General features: G+C 48.5%; 16 protein-coding genes. 2 read left to right on the top strand and 14 right to left on the bottom strand.

Annotation, left to right across the window (positions count from 1 at the left end; all coding sequences use genetic code 11):
- The first annotated feature begins 62 nt into the window (after positions 1-62).
- Positions 63-722, top strand: coding sequence for a TetR/AcrR family transcriptional regulator (locus tag DWX32_RS07210; RefSeq protein WP_117509909.1), 660 nt, complete (start codon positions 63-65; stop codon positions 720-722).
- A gap of 205 nt (positions 723-927) precedes the next feature.
- On the opposite strand, the gene DWX32_RS07205 is transcribed toward DWX32_RS07210, so the two are convergent.
- On the bottom strand, positions 928-1,701 hold the full coding sequence (locus DWX32_RS07205) for an SGNH/GDSL hydrolase family protein (protein WP_117509910.1): 774 nt from the start codon (positions 1,699-1,701) through the stop codon (positions 928-930).
- A gap of 351 nt (positions 1,702-2,052) precedes the next feature.
- On the opposite strand from DWX32_RS07205, the gene DWX32_RS07200 reads away from it, so the two are divergent.
- A complete protein-coding gene (locus DWX32_RS07200; RefSeq protein WP_117802599.1) occupies positions 2,053-2,973 on the top strand; it encodes an aldo/keto reductase in 921 nt (306 codons plus the stop codon).
- A gap of 303 nt (positions 2,974-3,276) precedes the next feature.
- Here the strand turns inward: DWX32_RS07200 and DWX32_RS07195 are convergent, their stop codons facing one another.
- From DWX32_RS07195 to DWX32_RS07135, 13 genes are all read right to left on the bottom strand, one after another.
- Positions 3,277-5,277, bottom strand: a complete 2,001-nt coding sequence (locus DWX32_RS07195; RefSeq protein ID WP_118659538.1) for a glycoside hydrolase family 31 protein — start codon at positions 5,275-5,277, stop codon at positions 3,277-3,279.
- A 274-nt stretch (positions 5,278-5,551) separates the two neighbouring features.
- Positions 5,552-6,244 carry a 50S ribosomal protein L1 gene (gene rplA, locus DWX32_RS07190; RefSeq protein WP_022463246.1) on the bottom strand — a complete coding sequence of 231 codons (693 nt, stop codon included), beginning with the start codon at positions 6,242-6,244 and terminating at the stop codon, positions 5,552-5,554.
- Between the two features lie 79 nt (positions 6,245-6,323).
- Entirely contained in the window at positions 6,324-6,749 is a 426-nt protein-coding gene (gene rplK, locus DWX32_RS07185; RefSeq protein ID WP_022463245.1) for a 50S ribosomal protein L11, read from the bottom strand.
- A gap of 72 nt (positions 6,750-6,821) precedes the next feature.
- Complete coding sequence (gene nusG, locus DWX32_RS07180; protein ID WP_022463244.1) at positions 6,822-7,343, bottom strand: transcription termination/antitermination protein NusG; 522 nt, start codon at positions 7,341-7,343, stop codon at positions 6,822-6,824.
- 16 nt (positions 7,344-7,359) lie between these two features.
- Positions 7,360-7,560, bottom strand: a complete 201-nt coding sequence (secE, locus tag DWX32_RS07175) for a preprotein translocase subunit SecE (protein ID WP_022463243.1) — start codon at positions 7,558-7,560, stop codon at positions 7,360-7,362.
- 21 nt (positions 7,561-7,581) lie between these two features.
- Positions 7,582-7,731, bottom strand: coding sequence for a 50S ribosomal protein L33 (gene rpmG / locus DWX32_RS07170; RefSeq protein WP_055219257.1), 150 nt, complete (start codon positions 7,729-7,731; stop codon positions 7,582-7,584).
- A gap of 343 nt (positions 7,732-8,074) precedes the next feature.
- Positions 8,075-9,559 carry a C69 family dipeptidase gene (locus tag DWX32_RS07165; protein ID WP_117813536.1) on the bottom strand — a complete coding sequence of 495 codons (1,485 nt, stop codon included), beginning with the start codon at positions 9,557-9,559 and terminating at the stop codon, positions 8,075-8,077.
- A 72-nt stretch (positions 9,560-9,631) separates the two neighbouring features.
- Positions 9,632-11,329: a M20/M25/M40 family metallo-hydrolase gene (locus tag DWX32_RS07160; protein ID WP_158579562.1), complete on the bottom strand. Its 1,698-nt coding sequence runs from the start codon at positions 11,327-11,329 to the stop codon at positions 9,632-9,634.
- Complete coding sequence (locus DWX32_RS07155) at positions 11,322-12,632, bottom strand: CapA family protein (RefSeq protein WP_158576385.1); 1,311 nt, start codon at positions 12,630-12,632, stop codon at positions 11,322-11,324. Before DWX32_RS07155 ends, DWX32_RS07160 begins: the two co-directional genes overlap by 8 nt.
- A 128-nt stretch (positions 12,633-12,760) precedes the next feature.
- Positions 12,761-13,501, bottom strand: coding sequence for a gamma-glutamyl-gamma-aminobutyrate hydrolase family protein (locus DWX32_RS07150; protein WP_055226730.1), 741 nt, complete (start codon positions 13,499-13,501; stop codon positions 12,761-12,763).
- Between the two features lie 96 nt (positions 13,502-13,597).
- Positions 13,598-14,689, bottom strand: a complete 1,092-nt coding sequence (locus DWX32_RS07145) for a M42 family metallopeptidase (RefSeq protein WP_055265634.1) — start codon at positions 14,687-14,689, stop codon at positions 13,598-13,600.
- Between the two features lie 43 nt (positions 14,690-14,732).
- On the bottom strand, positions 14,733-15,533 hold the full coding sequence (locus tag DWX32_RS07140) for a M55 family metallopeptidase (protein WP_118659514.1): 801 nt from the start codon (positions 15,531-15,533) through the stop codon (positions 14,733-14,735).
- Positions 15,530-16,522 (bottom strand): ABC transporter ATP-binding protein, encoded by a 993-nt coding sequence (locus DWX32_RS07135; RefSeq protein WP_117805054.1) that lies wholly within the window; start codon positions 16,520-16,522, stop codon positions 15,530-15,532. Before DWX32_RS07135 ends, DWX32_RS07140 begins: the two co-directional genes overlap by 4 nt.
- Position 16,523: the final 1 nt, after the last annotated feature.

The following is a 16,523-nucleotide window of genomic DNA, read 5'->3' as shown; positions in this document are numbered from 1 at the left end:
ACTATAATTGTAGTTAAGTAAATGACACATGATGTGATATTTTTCAGGAAAGGAGACTCTCTGTGGGAAAAATTGACAACAACAAACAAATGAAACGTGAGTCCCTTCTGGACTCTGCTTTCTCACTTTTTATCAACAACGGCTTCAGTAAAACATCCATTTCGGATATCGTGAATAACGCCGGCGTTGCAAAAGGTACCTTCTATCTTTATTTCAAAGATAAGTACGATATTCGGAATCATCTGATTGCACATAAGGCGAGTCAGGTATTTCAGGCCGCCTACTCAGATCTGCTGCGCCACCCGGATATCCATGATTTTGAAGAGCAGGTGCTTTTTATCACCGACAATATCCTCGACCAGTTTGCCGCCAACCACAGCCTCGTGACGCTTATTTCCAAGCATCTGAGCTGGGGATTCTTCAAAAATTCTCTTACCTTTGCTCCGTTTGCCGACACGCCGGCCATCTACACTATCTATGAATCTCTGCTCTCTCATGCAGCATATACGTATCGTTCACCAGAGCTGATGTTCTATATGATTCTGGAGCTTGTAAGCGGTACAAGCTACAACGCTATCCTGTACCAGCAGCCGGTTCCGCTTGAAGAACTAAAACCGGAGCTTTACGCTGCCATCTGTGGCATTTTCAAACAGTTCCGGATCCGTAAGAAACGAAAAAACGCGGAAAATGCAGGCGCGGATCCCGCCTCACTGTTCTCGTAGAAAAGAAAGAATCCTGCTACGGCAGGATTCTCCGCCTGCGGCGGGTCGCTTTGGCGACATAATTCCCCTCCGCCGCAGTGCGATCCTGCCCGGAGGGCTTTTTTAATTTACAGGAAAATTCAACGAAGTTTCCTGTAAATCAAAAAATACTTTCGCGGAATCTTTTCAAAAGAAACCACGAAAGTATTTTTATTTTCCTCTTTGCTTATACCTGCTGTTCCAGATATTCACCAATCCGCTGTTCCATCACAGGCACCAGCCACTCGGCATAGCCGGCCTTCATCGGATGAATCGGATCCTGAAGATACAGTTTTCGTTTTTCCGGGGAAACACGGTTGATTTGTTCGTCATTCCAGAAATCGATCACACCGATCTGCCATTTTTCCTGAATTTTCAGAAGCGCCTCTACCATCTTCGCGTACGGCTTGGAATCATACTGTGGATTCGTATAGAACATCACCGGGCAATGCCACGTTTCTTTTGCATATGCAATGATATACTCAATCGCGCCGCAGACAGTTTCGACATCGAAGCTCTCCAGATCGCGGGATTCCGAAATTTCACCGAGCGGGCTGTTGCGTGTTGCATCGTTAGTGGACAGCTGGCAGATAAAAAGATCCACCTGTTGCTTTGGATCAAGCCTGTCGCGCATACGCTCGATGTAGGAATCCTCACCATTATCAATCAGCGTGGTTCCGTTGACCGCTTCTTTGATGCAGGTACAGCTGTCTTTCTTCGCTATGTACTCCGCAAACGAATTGTTGTGGGCAGCAAAGCCCTTCGTCACGGAGGATCCCAAAAATACAACTGTTTTTCCTTTTAACGGACTTGTTTTTTTAAACGGAATACGGGAAACATCGTATCGGACGGAATTTCCCTTTTTAAAATAACCTGTTTTCTTATTCATGCTATATATGCCGCCGACAGCTAAGGCTGCGCCTCCCGCGGCCAGGATTCCGGCTATTATTTTTGCATCCATCGCAAAACCTCCATTATCTGATTCAATACCACTTCACAGATCCTGTCGGATCTTTTTTTCGAATACCCCTATCTTACATCATTTTTCCGAAAATGCAAGTAAACTTTGTTGTCGATTTTGTTCCGATTTTGTTAACAAAATACGGATTTTCTGTGTTCTGGTCGAATCCTGATCGATTCCGGCGATTTTTTTATTCTCTTTCCTTCAAAAACCATTGACTTTCAAGTGCACTTAAATGATATATTAGAAGCAACGTAATTACTATTCTTTCTGTACTTCCAGAGTCCTTCCACGCCTGCTTTACGAAAACCTCTGCGAATACAGAAGCATTGCAAAGGAGAAAATTCTACTATGAAAGAAACAATTTTAGGCAATCACCTGCGAAAAGTTCCTTCCATTGCAGTCGGATGCATGCGGCTTTCCGAAAAATCGAAGGACGAGATGAATCATTTTATCCACTCCGCGCTGGAGCAGGGCGCATATTTCTTTGATCACGCGGATATCTACGGCGGCGGCATGAGCGAGACTGTGTTCGGTGAGGCATTTTCCGGCGATCCGTCCCTGAAACGGGAGGATATTTTTCTCCAGTCCAAATGCGGCATCCGCCAGGGCTTCTATGATCTGTCGAAAGACCACATCCTGGAATCCGTCGATGGTATTTTAAAACGTCTGCAGACGGATTACCTCGATCTTTTGCTGCTTCACCGCCCGGACGCCCTCGTAGAGCCAGAAGAAGTTGCAGCAGCGTTTGATGTTCTGTTTGAGAGCGGAAAGGTCCGCCATTTCGGTGTTTCCAACCACAAGCCGATGCAGATTGCACTTCTGCAGAAATATCTCCGCCAGCCACTCGTTGTCAATCAGGTACAGTTCAGCATTCCGGTTTCCAACCTTGTTGCAAATGGCATGGAAGTGAACATGGAAACACCGGGTTCGGTTGACCACGATGGCAGTCTGCTCGATTACTGCCGTCTGCACGATATTACCCTGCAGGCATGGTCTCCGTTCCAGATGCCATCATGGAAAGGATGTTTTCTTGGAAGCGACGAGTACCCGGAACTGAACCGGAAAATCCGTGCACTGGCCGAAAAATACAGCGTCAGTGATACCACGATTGCGGCAGCGTGGATTCTGCGCCACCCGGCAAATATGCAGCTTGTCACAGGTACGGCAAGCGAAAACCGCCTGAAAGAGATTATCGCGGCATGTGCTATTACGCTGACGCGGGAAGAATGGTATGAGCTGTATCTGGCGGCAGGCCATCCGCTTCCGTAAGTTTTTCTGTCCGCCTGCCCATATGCGGAACAAGGCTAAAATCCCCTTTTCGGATCCGTGATTGATTTATAACATCGGAAAAGCATTCCTTTGGATCTTATCGATCTTCTGGAATGCTTTTCCCTTTTCCTTTTCTTTTTTCATGCAGCTATCTGCAATCCGCATTGGCTGCCTGCCCATAACCAAATAACTGCTCCGCAGTTTATCAGAAGAAGCTTGCATTCCTCCTGATACAGGCAAGTCCCCAACCACTGCTTATTACTTTTCGTACTCGAAGCAGGTGACTTACTTGATTCGGTTAAATCAGATCTCTCCCACCAGATATCCCTGTTTTCCGTTGCGCAGGAAGATCGGCAGTGTTTCGATCGGCGCCTCGATTTCGTAGGCTTTTCCGCCCTCATAAACATCACCGGTATTTGCCAGCGTCCAGGACGCACCGGCCGGCAGATAAACGGTACGGCTCGTTGCTTTTGGCCGGACAATCGGTGCTACAAGGATGTCGGAGCCGAACATGTAAGCATCGGAGATGTCCCAGCATGCTGCATCTTCCGGGAACTCATAGAACATCGTTCTCATGACCGGTGTTCCTTTTTCGTGTGCTTCTGCCATCAGGCTTCTCGTGTAATCGCGCATTTTTTCGCGGACACCGATGAATTTTGTCAGGATTTCATAATTTTTCTCTCCGAAGCTCCATACCTCGTTGTCAGCTCCGGTTCCCTCACGCACTTCGCCAGCCTTGTTGATGATTTCTTCTCTCGGTCCTCGGTTTCCGTGAATACGCATAACCGGGCAGAAGGTACCAAACTGGAACCAACGCACAAGCAGCTCCTGGAAGTCCGGATCTTCGGTCACACCGCCGTGGAATCCGCCGATATCGGTTGTCCACCACGGAATGCCGCACAATCCCATATGAAGGCCTGCGCAGATCTGTTTGCGGAAGTCCTCGTAGGTTGAGAAAATATCGCCGGACCACACAAGGGCTCCGTATTTCTGGCTTCCGAGCCATGCACAGCGGACGAGGTTGACGATATCCTCCTGGCCGCTCTCTTTCTGGCCCTCGTAGAACATACGGGAATACTCTCTTGGATAAATATTTCCGATCTCTTCCACCGGGCCTGCGGCGTAGCGGTAGCACTCGTACTCATAGGTTGAAAACTCCGGTTCAGCCTCATCGAGCCAGAAGGTGCGGATGCCGAGATCTGCATAATTTTTCTTTACTTTCTCCCATACATACTTTCTTGTTCTCGGATTTGTTGCATCCAGGAAGACATTATTTCCATGGAACAGCATCTGTACATCAACACCTGCGTTGCTCTTCACGAGGAGTCCCTGCTGTTTCATTTCTTCGTAATTCTCGCTTCTCCAGTCGATCTGCGGCCAGATGGAAACCATCGTCTCGATGCCCATCTCATGCAGCTCGTCGATCATTGCTTTCGGATCCGGGAAATATTCTTCATCAAAACGATAATCACCGCATCTTGGCCAGTGATAATAGTCGATGACAAAGACATCCAGCGGAATGCCGCGTTTTTTGTACTCGCGTGCCACATTCAGTACCTGCTCCTGATTGTAGTAGCGCAGTTTGCACTGCCAGAAGCCAAGGCCGTACTCCGGCATCATCGGAACTTTACCAATGGCATCTGCAAAGTGCTCTTCAATTTCTGCCGGGGTATCGCCTGCGGTTACCCAGTAGTCGAGCTGCTTTGTGGTGCGTGCCAGCCATTCCGTTGTGTTCGTTCCGAAATGAACCTCACCGACCGCTGCATTGTGCCACAGGAAGCCGTAGCCAAGGCTCGATACATAAAACGGAATGCTCGCCTGCGAATTACGGTGCGCCAGTTCCAGGTTGCATCCCTTCAGGTTCATTCGCTCCTGCTGATACTGTCCCATACCGTAAATCTTCTCATCCGGGTTGGAATCGAAGGATACTTTCAGCTGATAAGCGCCGCCCTTCAATGCACGGTAATCGTGTGCGCGCAGGCAGAGCGCTCCGCCGTTCGCGATCTCGGAGAGCAGCACCTCGCCCTTCTGATTTAAGAACGTAATCCGCAGCTTCTGTCCCCACGGCTGAACCTCGAGAACCGCCTGGATTTTACCGTTTTTGATCGTCGCTTTCCGTTCATCCACCAGCTCAATTTCCGCTTCCAGCGGTTCCGGATCAAGCAGTGCAATGCTTCCCTCTTCTATCTCCGAAAGAAGTGTACCTCTCACCCGAAGACTGTCCTTCTGCCACGGCTCCACCCGGACCGTCTCCCCATCCTGCCGGAAAATCAGCGCATTTCCCTGTTTTTCAAAATACTGCATAAAAACCTCCCTTTCCAGAACCCGCCGTTCCAAACGCATGCATGGGCTCTGCTCTTTTCGTTTGCTTTCTACTTAGCATTATACTAACATTTCCGGCAGAATACTTGATCTTAATTTTCATGTTCTAACACTATTTTGATCTTTTTCAATTATTTCCCATTGAAATAAAGCTCTTTCTTAAGGAATCGGAATTCGCCTTTCCCCTGCGTCCGTTTTTCAACGCAAAGAACCCCCGGAGCCATTACAGCCCCGGGGGTTCTCAGTATTTCATTTATTATGCAAGCTTCAAAGTATTAACCTTAACTCCAGGTCCCATAGTAGGAGCCAGAGTAACGCTCTTCAGGTACTGTCCCTTCAGAGTAGCCGGTTTTGCTTTGTTGATTGCACCGATCAGCGTCTGGAAGTTGTCGCTTAACTGCTCCTCAGTAAAAGAAGCTTTTCCGATTGGCACGTGGATAATGTTTGTTTTGTCAAGACGATACTCAATCTTACCTGCTTTGATCTCTTTAACGGCTTTGGTAACATCCATAGTTACGGTACCAGCCTTCGGGTTTGGCATTAAACCTTTCGGTCCAAGTACACGGCCCAGACGACCAACAACACCCATCATATCCGGTGTAGCAACAACAACGTCGTAATCAAACCAGCCATCGTTCTGGATTCTCGGGATCAGCTCCTCAGCTCCAACGAACTCTGCACCTGCTGCAACAGCCTCATCAGCTTTTGCGCCTTTAGCGAAAACAAGGACACGAACCTGTTTTCCGGTACCGTGCGGCAGAACAACTGCTCCACGGATCTGCTGGTCTGCGTGACGTCCGTCACAACCAGTTTTGATGTGAACTTCGATTGTCTCGTCAAATTTAGCAGTAGCTAATTTCTTAACTGTGGAAATAGCATCTGCCGGATCGTACTGAATGCTACGATCAACTGCTTTTGCAGCCTCTAAATATTTCTTACCATGTTTCATTGTCTAATAACCTCCTGGTGGTAGTTGCGGGAATCTCCCTCCCACGTCAATACGAGAAGATGTAAACTCTTCTTCTAAATTAGTCCTCTACAACGATACCCATACTTCTTGCGGTACCTGCGATCATGCTCATAGCTGCCTCAACAGTTGCTGCATTCAGGTCTGGCATCTTCATCTCTGCGATCTCACGAACTTTGTCCTTAGAGATAGTAGCAACTTTCGTTTTGTTCGGAACGCCGGAACCAGATTTCAGGTTGCAGGCTTTCTTAAGCAGAACTGCTGCCGGAGGAGTTTTGGTTATGAAGCTGAAACTTCTGTCTGCATATACAGTGATAACTACAGGGATGATCAGGTCTCCCTTATCTGCTGTTCTTGCGTTGAACTCTTTGGTAAACTGTACGATGTTTACTCCGTGCTGTCCAAGTGCAGGTCCAACCGGTGGTGCTGGTGTTGCTTTACCAGCAGGAATCTGTAATTTGATATATCCTGTAACTTTCTTTGCCATTTTACGGCACCTCCTAAATAAATGTGGTAATTGCGGGAATTTCCCTCCCACGAAACGCCCCTGGGGCATTTCTTACATCTTCTTGACTTCTGCGAAACTTATTTCTACCGGCGTTTCGCGGCCGAACAGCTCAACATTGATGGTAACCATCTGTTTTGTATCGTTGATACTCTGAATCAGTCCGGTTGTATCCTTCCATGCGCCGCCTGTTACAACGACTGCATCGCCAACTTCAAGGTCAAGCTCAACCTTTTCCTCACCACCGGTGATTCCAAGGTTCACCATTTCCTCATCCGTAAGCGGTACCGGCTTGGATCCCGGTCCGACGAAGCCCGTAACACCTCTGGTATTGCGGACAACATACCAGGTATCGTCGTTCATGATCATGTTGATCAGAACGTAGCCCGGAAACAATTTCCGGAGTACCTGTTTCTTGGTTCCGTTCTTGACTTCAACAACTTCTTCCATAGGAACACGTACTTCCAAAATCTGATCCTCAAGATGACGGTTCTCAATTGTTTTCTCAATATTGGCTTTTACTTTGTTTTCATAGCCCGAATAGGTGTGGACTACATACCAGTTTACTTCTGACATTCTGACACCTTTATCCTTATTTGATCAATAAATTGACGAACTCGATTACAGCGCTGTCAACCAGGGTGATTAACCCGCAGGTTACTGCAGAGATCGCTACGACTGCAACGGTCTGCTTGCCCAGCGTTTTGTTGTCAACCCAGATGATTTTTCTGAACTCTGCTTTCAAGCCCTTGAACCAGCTCTTTTTGGATGCTTTTTTTTCAGTTTCTGCCATTGGATCACCTCTTACCAAAGATTATTTGGTTTCTTTGTGCATTGTGTGCTTTTTGCAGAATCTGCAGTACTTCTTTGTCTCCATTCTCTCAGGATGGTTCTTTTTCTCTTTTGTCATGTTGTAATTACGCTGTTTGCATTCAGTACATGCCAATGTGATTTTTACGCGCACGACTTCCACCTCCACTGTGTATTTGCGTTATCGCTTGTGATCCTTGCGGATCAGCGGCGGTCTCTTCATTTCTGCCCTGTTTTTGCTGCTCGTACTTCAGCAATTTCAGGCATAAAAAAAAGACCTTCTTCCATGTCGCTGGTTTATTGTAGCACAGGAACTGCCTGTTGTCAACAAAATTCACCAAAGTACGCTGAGATTTTTTATCAGGATCGTATCGTTCACCGGTGTCCGGCGAACTGTAACACCCTGTTTGTTCGAGGCGGTTCCGGACAGGAAATGATTCTGCGCGCAATTTTTCCTGCGCGCAGAACCATTCTCTTATTCTTTCCCTTAAAAAGCCTTACGCATCCGATCTGGAATACGCGTTTTTCATCTGGTTGCTGAGTTCAAAGAGTACCTTGTGCAGTGTTGCACCCGTCTCTTTTTTCAGCATTTCAGCCATTTTGTTGTTTGCTTCTTCTCTCAATTGTGTCTGTTTTGTTTCGTCTGTCTCCCCTGCAAGCAGCGCATCGTACTGATGGATCAGTGCATGGCCTTTTGCCATCACCTTTTCCTGATACCGTTCAATGTGGAAGATAGAAGACTTATAGGACGCATCTGCCATTGCTGCTATCATGCGGCTTGCCCAGTAGAAATTATCTGTGGAAACCTCTCCCGTTGTGTTGGAAAGATACTCCGGTGTTGTCGTCACATCGGTGTAGAACGGAACCAGCACATTGAACGCATTCGACGCAAATGCGATCCACTGCAGAATGCCGTTGTCTCCTTTGTGATCCGGGCGCATCTGGATGACAGAAAGGAAATCGGTCCGGTTGACACCGATGGAGCGGTATGCCCCCTTCCACGATTTCTCGCCGTATGCGGCATACGGGTCGTACGGTGTTCCCTGATAGTGGGAAGACAGTACGTATTTCACATCCTCTACGGTGATCTTCTTCTCCGGAACCATCATCCACGGAATATCGTCAGATACCGGTGTGTAATCGGCATCCGGTCCGTCCCATTTTTTCGTGTGCGGGTTCAGACAGCGCTCCATGAACCAGGCACGCGGTGTATTGTAAACGTGATCGGAATCATCGTGGCTTCCGAAAGCATCGCGAGGATTAAAATTTCCATCCATAGAAAGATCCAGATGATATGTTTCAATAAATTCTTTCAAGTCTGCTGAGCACATATATTCCTTCTGTTCGCCGAGTGCATCCTCCAGATCAAAATGGTCGATGCCAAGCTGGTTCGGCATGGCCACATAATGGTCATCCGGCACTTTCACTGCCATCCAGTGATGGCCGCCGATCGTCTCCAGCCACCAGATCTCATCGTGGTCCTGAAATGCAATGCCGTTCATCTCGTATGTACCGTACTGCTCCAGCAGGCTGCCCAGTCTTTTGACACCTTCTCTGGCGCTTTTAATATAAGGAAGAACAATATAAACGAGATCCTCCTCGCCGATTCCGCCCGGAACCTCTTCTTTTCCGTCTTCCGCCGGCTGATAAACGACAAGCGGATCAGCACCCAGCACACGCGGATTCGATGTGATTGTCTCGGTCGCAGTCATACCGACCTGCGCTGCATTCACGCCGCTTGCCGCCCAGACCCCCTCGCCTTTTTCTGCGTTTGGCACTGCAGTGTACCGCATCGGATTGTCCGGAAGCTCAATGGTCAGATGTGAAATCTCGGTTTTATAGGTTCTCGGCTGCTCCTCCGGGTGAATAACCACAAATTTTTTCGATGTATAATGGCCCGCACCGGAATCGTCATTTCGCGCGATCATGGTGGAACCGTCATATGATGCTTTCTTTCCAACTAAAATAGTTGTACAAGGCATAGCTATAGCCCTCCTTTTGCTGTCTTATGCTTCCGATTATGACACTTTCAACTGCGATTTGCAAGCACCATGTTATCTGTCGTTTTCTTCCTTTTTTACAAAATAAACCGTATCAATTCCTTCTCCCCTGTCATCCTTCAGCCGCCTGACAAGACTATATCCCAGCTTGTCCAGGATATGCTCCTGGGCCCCGTTCGTGGACCAGGTACGGAGAGTAATCCGGCTTCCCGGAAATTTTGCCGCGATGTCCTTTTCTGCTTCTGCATACATTACCTCCGAAATTCCCTGTCCGCGGTAATCCGGCCAGACGCAGAGGGTGGTCAGATAGCAGGAATCCGGATATGCTTCCAGATTTTCACAGTTAAAATGATCCTTCCAGGTCATAAAGGCCCGCACGACTCCCTCTTCCTTCCACAGCACCACATGCTGACTGCAGATATTTTCCAGATATTCTGCAATTCCATCCGTCTTTTCTTCTGTCTCGGCCCAGTTCGTCTGGGATGTACTGTTGCGGTGGGAAAGCGGCGGAACGAAGTCCTGATCGCACAGCTCCAGCAGCCGCCGGATTTCCTCTTTCTCTTTTCGGTCCTCTATCCCGTCCCTTACAACGACTCTGCTCTCGCAGCACATCCACGGAAGCCGGCATACGAGTGCTGCGGCTGCACACATGCCATCTTCTACACTGGCGGCATCAAGCCATTCTTCTCTGGTATGTGCTCCCCCGCCCCGGCAGAAACCGACACAGATGGCAGGAATATGCCGCGACAATGGGATATTACAGTCTGTAGATGCCTCAGAGCATACCGGCTCTTCCCCGTCGGCTGCCTTCAGCGTTTTCTGCGCACACCGCGTCATACGTGCCATCTGGACAGGATCGGTTTCTCTTGCGCACGGCCGCTTTCCGACGAGCTCACAGGAATACTGTACCTCCTCACTCTGGCGTGCTGCTATGGTCTGCTCCAGATATGTTTCGCAGGCTTCCAGACTCCGGTAATCCTCCGAACGGAATTCAAACAGCATGGAGGCATCCTGCGCAATCGTATTAACAGAGGTTCCTCCCTCTATTTTTCCCACATTGTATGTTGTATGAGATGCTGCATCCGTCTGAAAACGGTAAAGCTCTCCGATCAGACCCGCAAGCTCTGCAATGGCATTTTTTCTTCCGAAATTCAGGAAAGAATGACCGCCCTTTGTTTTTGCCGAAATCCGATACCGGACAGACCCGATGCAGATGGGATACATTTTATCCCGATACAGGTCAAAGGCTGCCATTCCGCACAGATTTTTTTCATAATGGTCGACAAGCGTGCGAACTCCGCACAGATTGCCAAGCCCTTCTTCTCCCAGATCCGCTGCAAAAATCAGACCGCATGGAAGCTCCGGCTCTGTCTCATGAACGTATTTTGCCGCCATCAGAAGCATCACGACATTCACGGTATCGTCTGTAATGCCGGGACAACGCCAGATCATTCCGTCTTCTTTGATCTCCAGCGGCTCCTCCAGCGAAAACACGGTGTCCAGATGCGCCGTATACAGAACCTTCTTTTCCTGTTCCGGCCGATACTCCCAGATTACATTTCCAAGCTCATCCGTATGAACCGACTCCATGCCCTGCTGTTTCATCCATTCCATGCAATATGCGATTCTCTGATCCTCTTTTCCCGTTTCCGTCGGGGTCAGTGTCAGCTCCCGCAGCGTCTGCAGCGCAAGTTCTTTGTTGTTCCGGCAAAAGTTTCGGTATCCTTCTTCTATTTCCCATTTTTTACGCATGAAGTACAATCCTTCCTTCTTTGTATTCCCATTCTGTTCCATATCTCTTGCTCACGCGGGTGAGATATTCTGCAATTTTTTCTGCTGTTTTTTCGTCTGCCACGTACGGAATATTTTTTTCTGCCTTTTCCCTGTCCATACCAAGCTCGACCGGCAGAAGCTCCAGATGTGTGCATTTCCCCTGACAGATCTCGAAGTACGGCAGCACGCTCCGATAGACCTCCGGAATTTCGTAGAGGGAATGTGAGGACTGCTCCTGCCGCCTGGCGATTCCGATGGATGCTGCCGTGTGAATATTCAGACCATATTTTTCCATGTAGTCCGCAGGCAGAAGGCGTACATACTGATTTTCAAAAATAAAATTTCCGAGGCAGTAGAAAATCGGACAGTCATGATACAGTTCGATTCCCTTCAGCTGATGCGTTCCGCCCCCGATCACCGCGCTGGCGCCCGCATCGATACAGGCGTGTGCAAATTCCTCCAGAAAATAATCCGCTTCCTCGTCATTGTCCTTACGGATTTCATGGGAATGTACCATAACCAGGACTGCCTCACATGTCATCTTCGCTTCCCGGATTGCATCGACGGTGCGTTTCACATCGATCGGATTCGGGCTGGAGCTTCTTCCCTCTGTTCCGTCCTTGCTGATTTCAAACATTTTCCCGCCAAATTCCATGACACCCTCGGAAAGCGGAGCTATAAATCCCTCCTGCCGGTGCAGATCCCGCAGTCCGTTGATTCCGGTCACCTCTGCAATCTTTGCAAGATCCTGCGCATGTTTCTCCGTAATGGTATATTTTTCCGAAAAGCGCAACGGATTTAAGCCCGGCCTGCCAGGCTGCCGTTCCGTCTGGCTTCCCGCCCTGGCTGCATTTTCAAAGGTAGAACAGATATCAATCACCGCAATCTGTCCCGCTGTTGTGTCCAGAATGGCAGGACGCGATGCTTCGTAAAGATTTTTGCCTGCTCCGGCATATGCCACATCCTTTTTTTTCAGTTCGCTGATCGTAGATGCAAGTCCTTCATAGGAATAATCCATCGTATGATTATTCGAAATCCCAAGAAAATTAAAACCGTAACGCAGGGTGTCTTCCAGACACTTCGCATCTGCCGTCAGCCATGTTCCGCCGGAATACGCCGATGCGTAACAGCTGCCGTCCGATATCGTTGTTTCCAGATTTGCCATCCGGACTTCTCCCCGCATCAAAAATTCGCGAATCGGCAAAACATCCTGATACCCCGGCAGAAGCCGTTTCATAATCAGAATATCACCCGCCGCCGATACTCTTATTGTTCTGTTCATTCTTTTTTTGCCTCCCGAACGATTCCCTCTCTCTGCTTTTGGAATCGCATCCTTATCCATTCTTATTTTTTCGTAACGGTTCAGAGCCCCATCCCGGTTTTTCTTTCCTTTTACATGCTTCCAAATCGTTACCTTTTTTCTCTGTATCTGCTGCTTCTTTCTACCAGATCCGCAAAAAGGCGGTTCATCTCCGGCGCTGAGTGAATCAGCCCTTCCGGATGCCACTGTACGGCCACAATCTGTCCGTTGCGGCTTTCTATCGCCTCGATGGTTCCATCCGGCGCCGTTGCTGAAACCACGATGTCCTCTCCCGGCGTACGCACTGCCTGATGATGCATGGAGTTTACCGCATGGGTGCCTGCCCCCAGGATTTCTGCCAGATGGGTTCCCTCTTTAATTTCCACATGGTGATGCAGATAAGACCGCTCCAGGGACTGCAGATGCAGAATTGTGGTTTCCTTCTGCGTATAGATATCCTGGTACAGATCACCGCCGCACAGGACATTTAAAAACTGAATTCCCTTGCAGATGCCAAGCATGGGCATTCCCATCTCTTTTGCTGCCCGTCCAAGTGCGAACCATGCCTCGTCGATCTCCGGGCGGATGGTCTGGATCTGCGGTTTTGGCTCTTCCCCATAATACCACGGATTTAAGTCCTCTCCGCCGGGAACCAGAATTCCGTCGCACACAGCAAGTATGCCTTCCGGATCCGCTTTCATGGCAACTGCCGGAATTGCCATCGGAATTCCGCCGTTGTTCAGAACTGATTCGATATAATCGCTGTTGACATACATTCTCTCCGCACTTGAAAAAAGTCCCGGCTGTGTTTTATACGTATTTCCCAAGATTCCAATGATCGGTTTTCTCACTTGTAAACTCTCCTTTTTTACCAGATATGCCGAAAACGGCTTCACCTTTCCTGTGAACCCGCTTCCGGCATGCTTTTTCTTTCGTTATCGAATATTTTACAGTACATCCTGATGGCAGATATGACGGATCTTTTCCTCATCTAAAGCACGAATGACATTGGCTGCCATTGCGCTTGCTGCCTCCAGGTCTTCTTTTGCACAGAAATTATAATGGCTGTGCGCATAGCGGGATGGAACACCAAGCACCAGACACGGAACTGCTTTTCCTGTCACGCTGATTTTTGCTGCGTTTGTGCTTCCGCCTCTTCTTACGCTCTCCTGGTATTTAATTCCGCATTTTTCTGCTACTTCCTCGGCCAGTGAAATAAACTGCGTATTGGAAATATAGCTGTTGTCCAGGATACGAATCTGAACACCCTTCTTCATGCAGCCCTGTGCCTGTCCTGCGCTGATGAAAAAGTCATCGGAAGGAGATCCTTCAAATACAATGGCAAGATCCGGTTTTACAATCTGGCTCGTTACCACAGCACCGCGGGTTCCGACCTCCTCCTGCGCCGCAAAGGCACCGACAACATTAACTGCAAGAGAAGCCTGCTCCTTTTCCAGCTGTTTCATCGTATCTACGATGCACGCGCAACCGGCACGGTTGTCAAATGCTTTTCCGAAGCAGATTTCATGCTCTGCATCGTATTCAAAGGTTACATCCGGCATCATCGGATCACCGATATGGATTCCGAAAACGTTTTCAACCTCCTCGCGGCTGGTTGCTCCGACATCCACATACATTTTTTCAATTTCCAGAGTCTGACTGCTGCGTTCCGCTGTTGTCATGAAATGAACCGGTTTTGCGCAGATAATACCATGTACCATTTTTCCGGATCTGGTGCGGATCCATACCGCATGTGCCGGAAGGCTGGTCAGATGAAAGCCGCCAAGCATGATAATGCCAAGGCATCCGTTGTCCTGGATATTCTGTACCATGAAACCGCATGCGTCCAGATGGGCATCCAGCTGGATGACCGGACGGGAATCCTGCTTTGTTCCCGGCATCCGCACATACAGGTTATTCATTGCGTCATTTTCTACATCAAATTCTTTGCAGTAATCTGCTATGGTACGGATGACATCCTCCTCGAATCCACTTGGTCCAAATGCATCGGAAAGCTTACCAAACATTTCTATATCCATTGTTTTATCCTCTTTTCTTTGGGTTTCTGTCAGATTTATATTCTTAATATACAACAAAGCAATGTGCTGTGACAATATCCATCCAGCGATCTGTCTCCAGCTTATTTGTGAAGGTATCTACCTTCTGCATTCCCGGATAAAACGACATCGTGTACGCTTTTTTCCAGTCTTTGTAGGTTACCTCATACGTAAAGTGCTCAGGAAGGGCCACTTGGCACTCTTTTTTCTGTCCGGTAACTGCCTTTTTTACCCCTTCCCGGATTTCGGAGATCACTTTTTCTTTCGCTTTGCACCACGTTGACGCACCGACACCATGCTTTGTTTCCACCGTCGTAATGCCCGGAACCAGTTCCTTGGCCTGTCGGCAGATCTCTTCATCTCCAGAAAGAAACAGCACCGGTACGTGATGTGATGCTGCCGTATAGCTGTTCAGCATGCACTCACTCATCACTTTTCCATTCAGATGGATATACAGGCTGTTTCCTGTCGATGTATGGCTGATCGAAAAATTCGGATCTCCTGCCGGTGCATGGTATCCAAGATACAACACGCCGTCATAGCTGTCGTCGATGCCATACATCATATTGTACGGATGACCGCTCTTTCCCCGGATCAGGGTGACATACTCCGGCATTTTCAGCGGATCAATGTTAGATGCATCTCCATGACCGTCCTTTACAACGATCTCATCCGCCCCCGCTTCATGCGCCGCTTCGCATGCCGCAACGACCTCTTCGGTCATCTCCTCTGCAAATCTCTGGTACACGCTTTCCTTCTTATGTGTTTCATCGGTCAGTGCCACTCCGGCACATCCTTCGATGTCTGCACTGATAAAAAGCTTCATTTCTGCTGTTCCCTTCTTTCTTTATCATAAAGATGACAATATACGTAATGTCCGTCATCCACTTCATACCGCTCCGGCGCCTGTGTTTTGCAGCATTCCATGCATTTTGGACATCTGGTGTGGAATTTGCAGCCTGTCGGCGGCTTGTGCGCGGACGGGATACTTCCCTCAAGCAAAATTCTTTCTCTTTTTGCCGTCGGATCCGGAACCGGAACTGCGGAAAGCAGTGCCTGCGTATACGGATGCATCGGATTGCTGTAAATTTTCTCTTTTTCTCCGACTTCCACAAAATTACCGAGATACATAACACCGACACGGTCACTGATATATTCCACAACACTCAGGTCATGTGCAACAAAAATATAGGTCAGATCCAGATCATGCTTCAGTTCATTTAAAAGATTCAGAACCTGCGCCTGAATGGACACATCCAGTGCCGAAACCGGTTCGTCTGCGATGATCAGAGACGGTTCTACCGCAAGTGCGCGGGCAATTCCGATTCTCTGGCGCTGACCGCCGGAAAATTCATGAGGATAACGGTTTGCATGGTAGTCATCCAGTCCTACCCTGTGCAAAAGATCCAGCACTTTCTTTTCCAGATCCGCTTTATCCTGATACAGATGATGCACCAGCAGCGGCTCTGCAATGATATCAAAAACGGACATTCGTGGATTCAGGGACGCATACGGATCCTGAAAAACCATCTGTACTTTTTTCCGGACGGAACGCATTCTCCGGTCATTGTACTCTGTAATATCTTCGCCATCCAGATACACATGGCCCGATGTCAGATTTTCCAGTTTGCAGACGCCTCTTCCCAGTGTGGATTTTCCGCAGCCGGACTCGCCTACAATTCCGAATACCTCGCCTTTTTTCACCTCAAAGGTAACTCCGTCTACCGCTTTGACGAATTCCTTTTTCCCAAATCCGCTTCCGGCAACCGGATAATAAATTTTCAAATCCTCTACTCTAAGTAATGTATCCGACATC

Origin of the sequence: Blautia sp. AF19-13LB (assembly GCF_003479105.1) — a bacterium.
In the GTDB taxonomy this organism is placed as follows: Bacteria; Bacillota; Clostridia; order Lachnospirales; family Lachnospiraceae; genus Fusicatenibacter; species Fusicatenibacter saccharivorans.
This window is presented reverse-complemented; position numbering and strand designations above follow the sequence as displayed.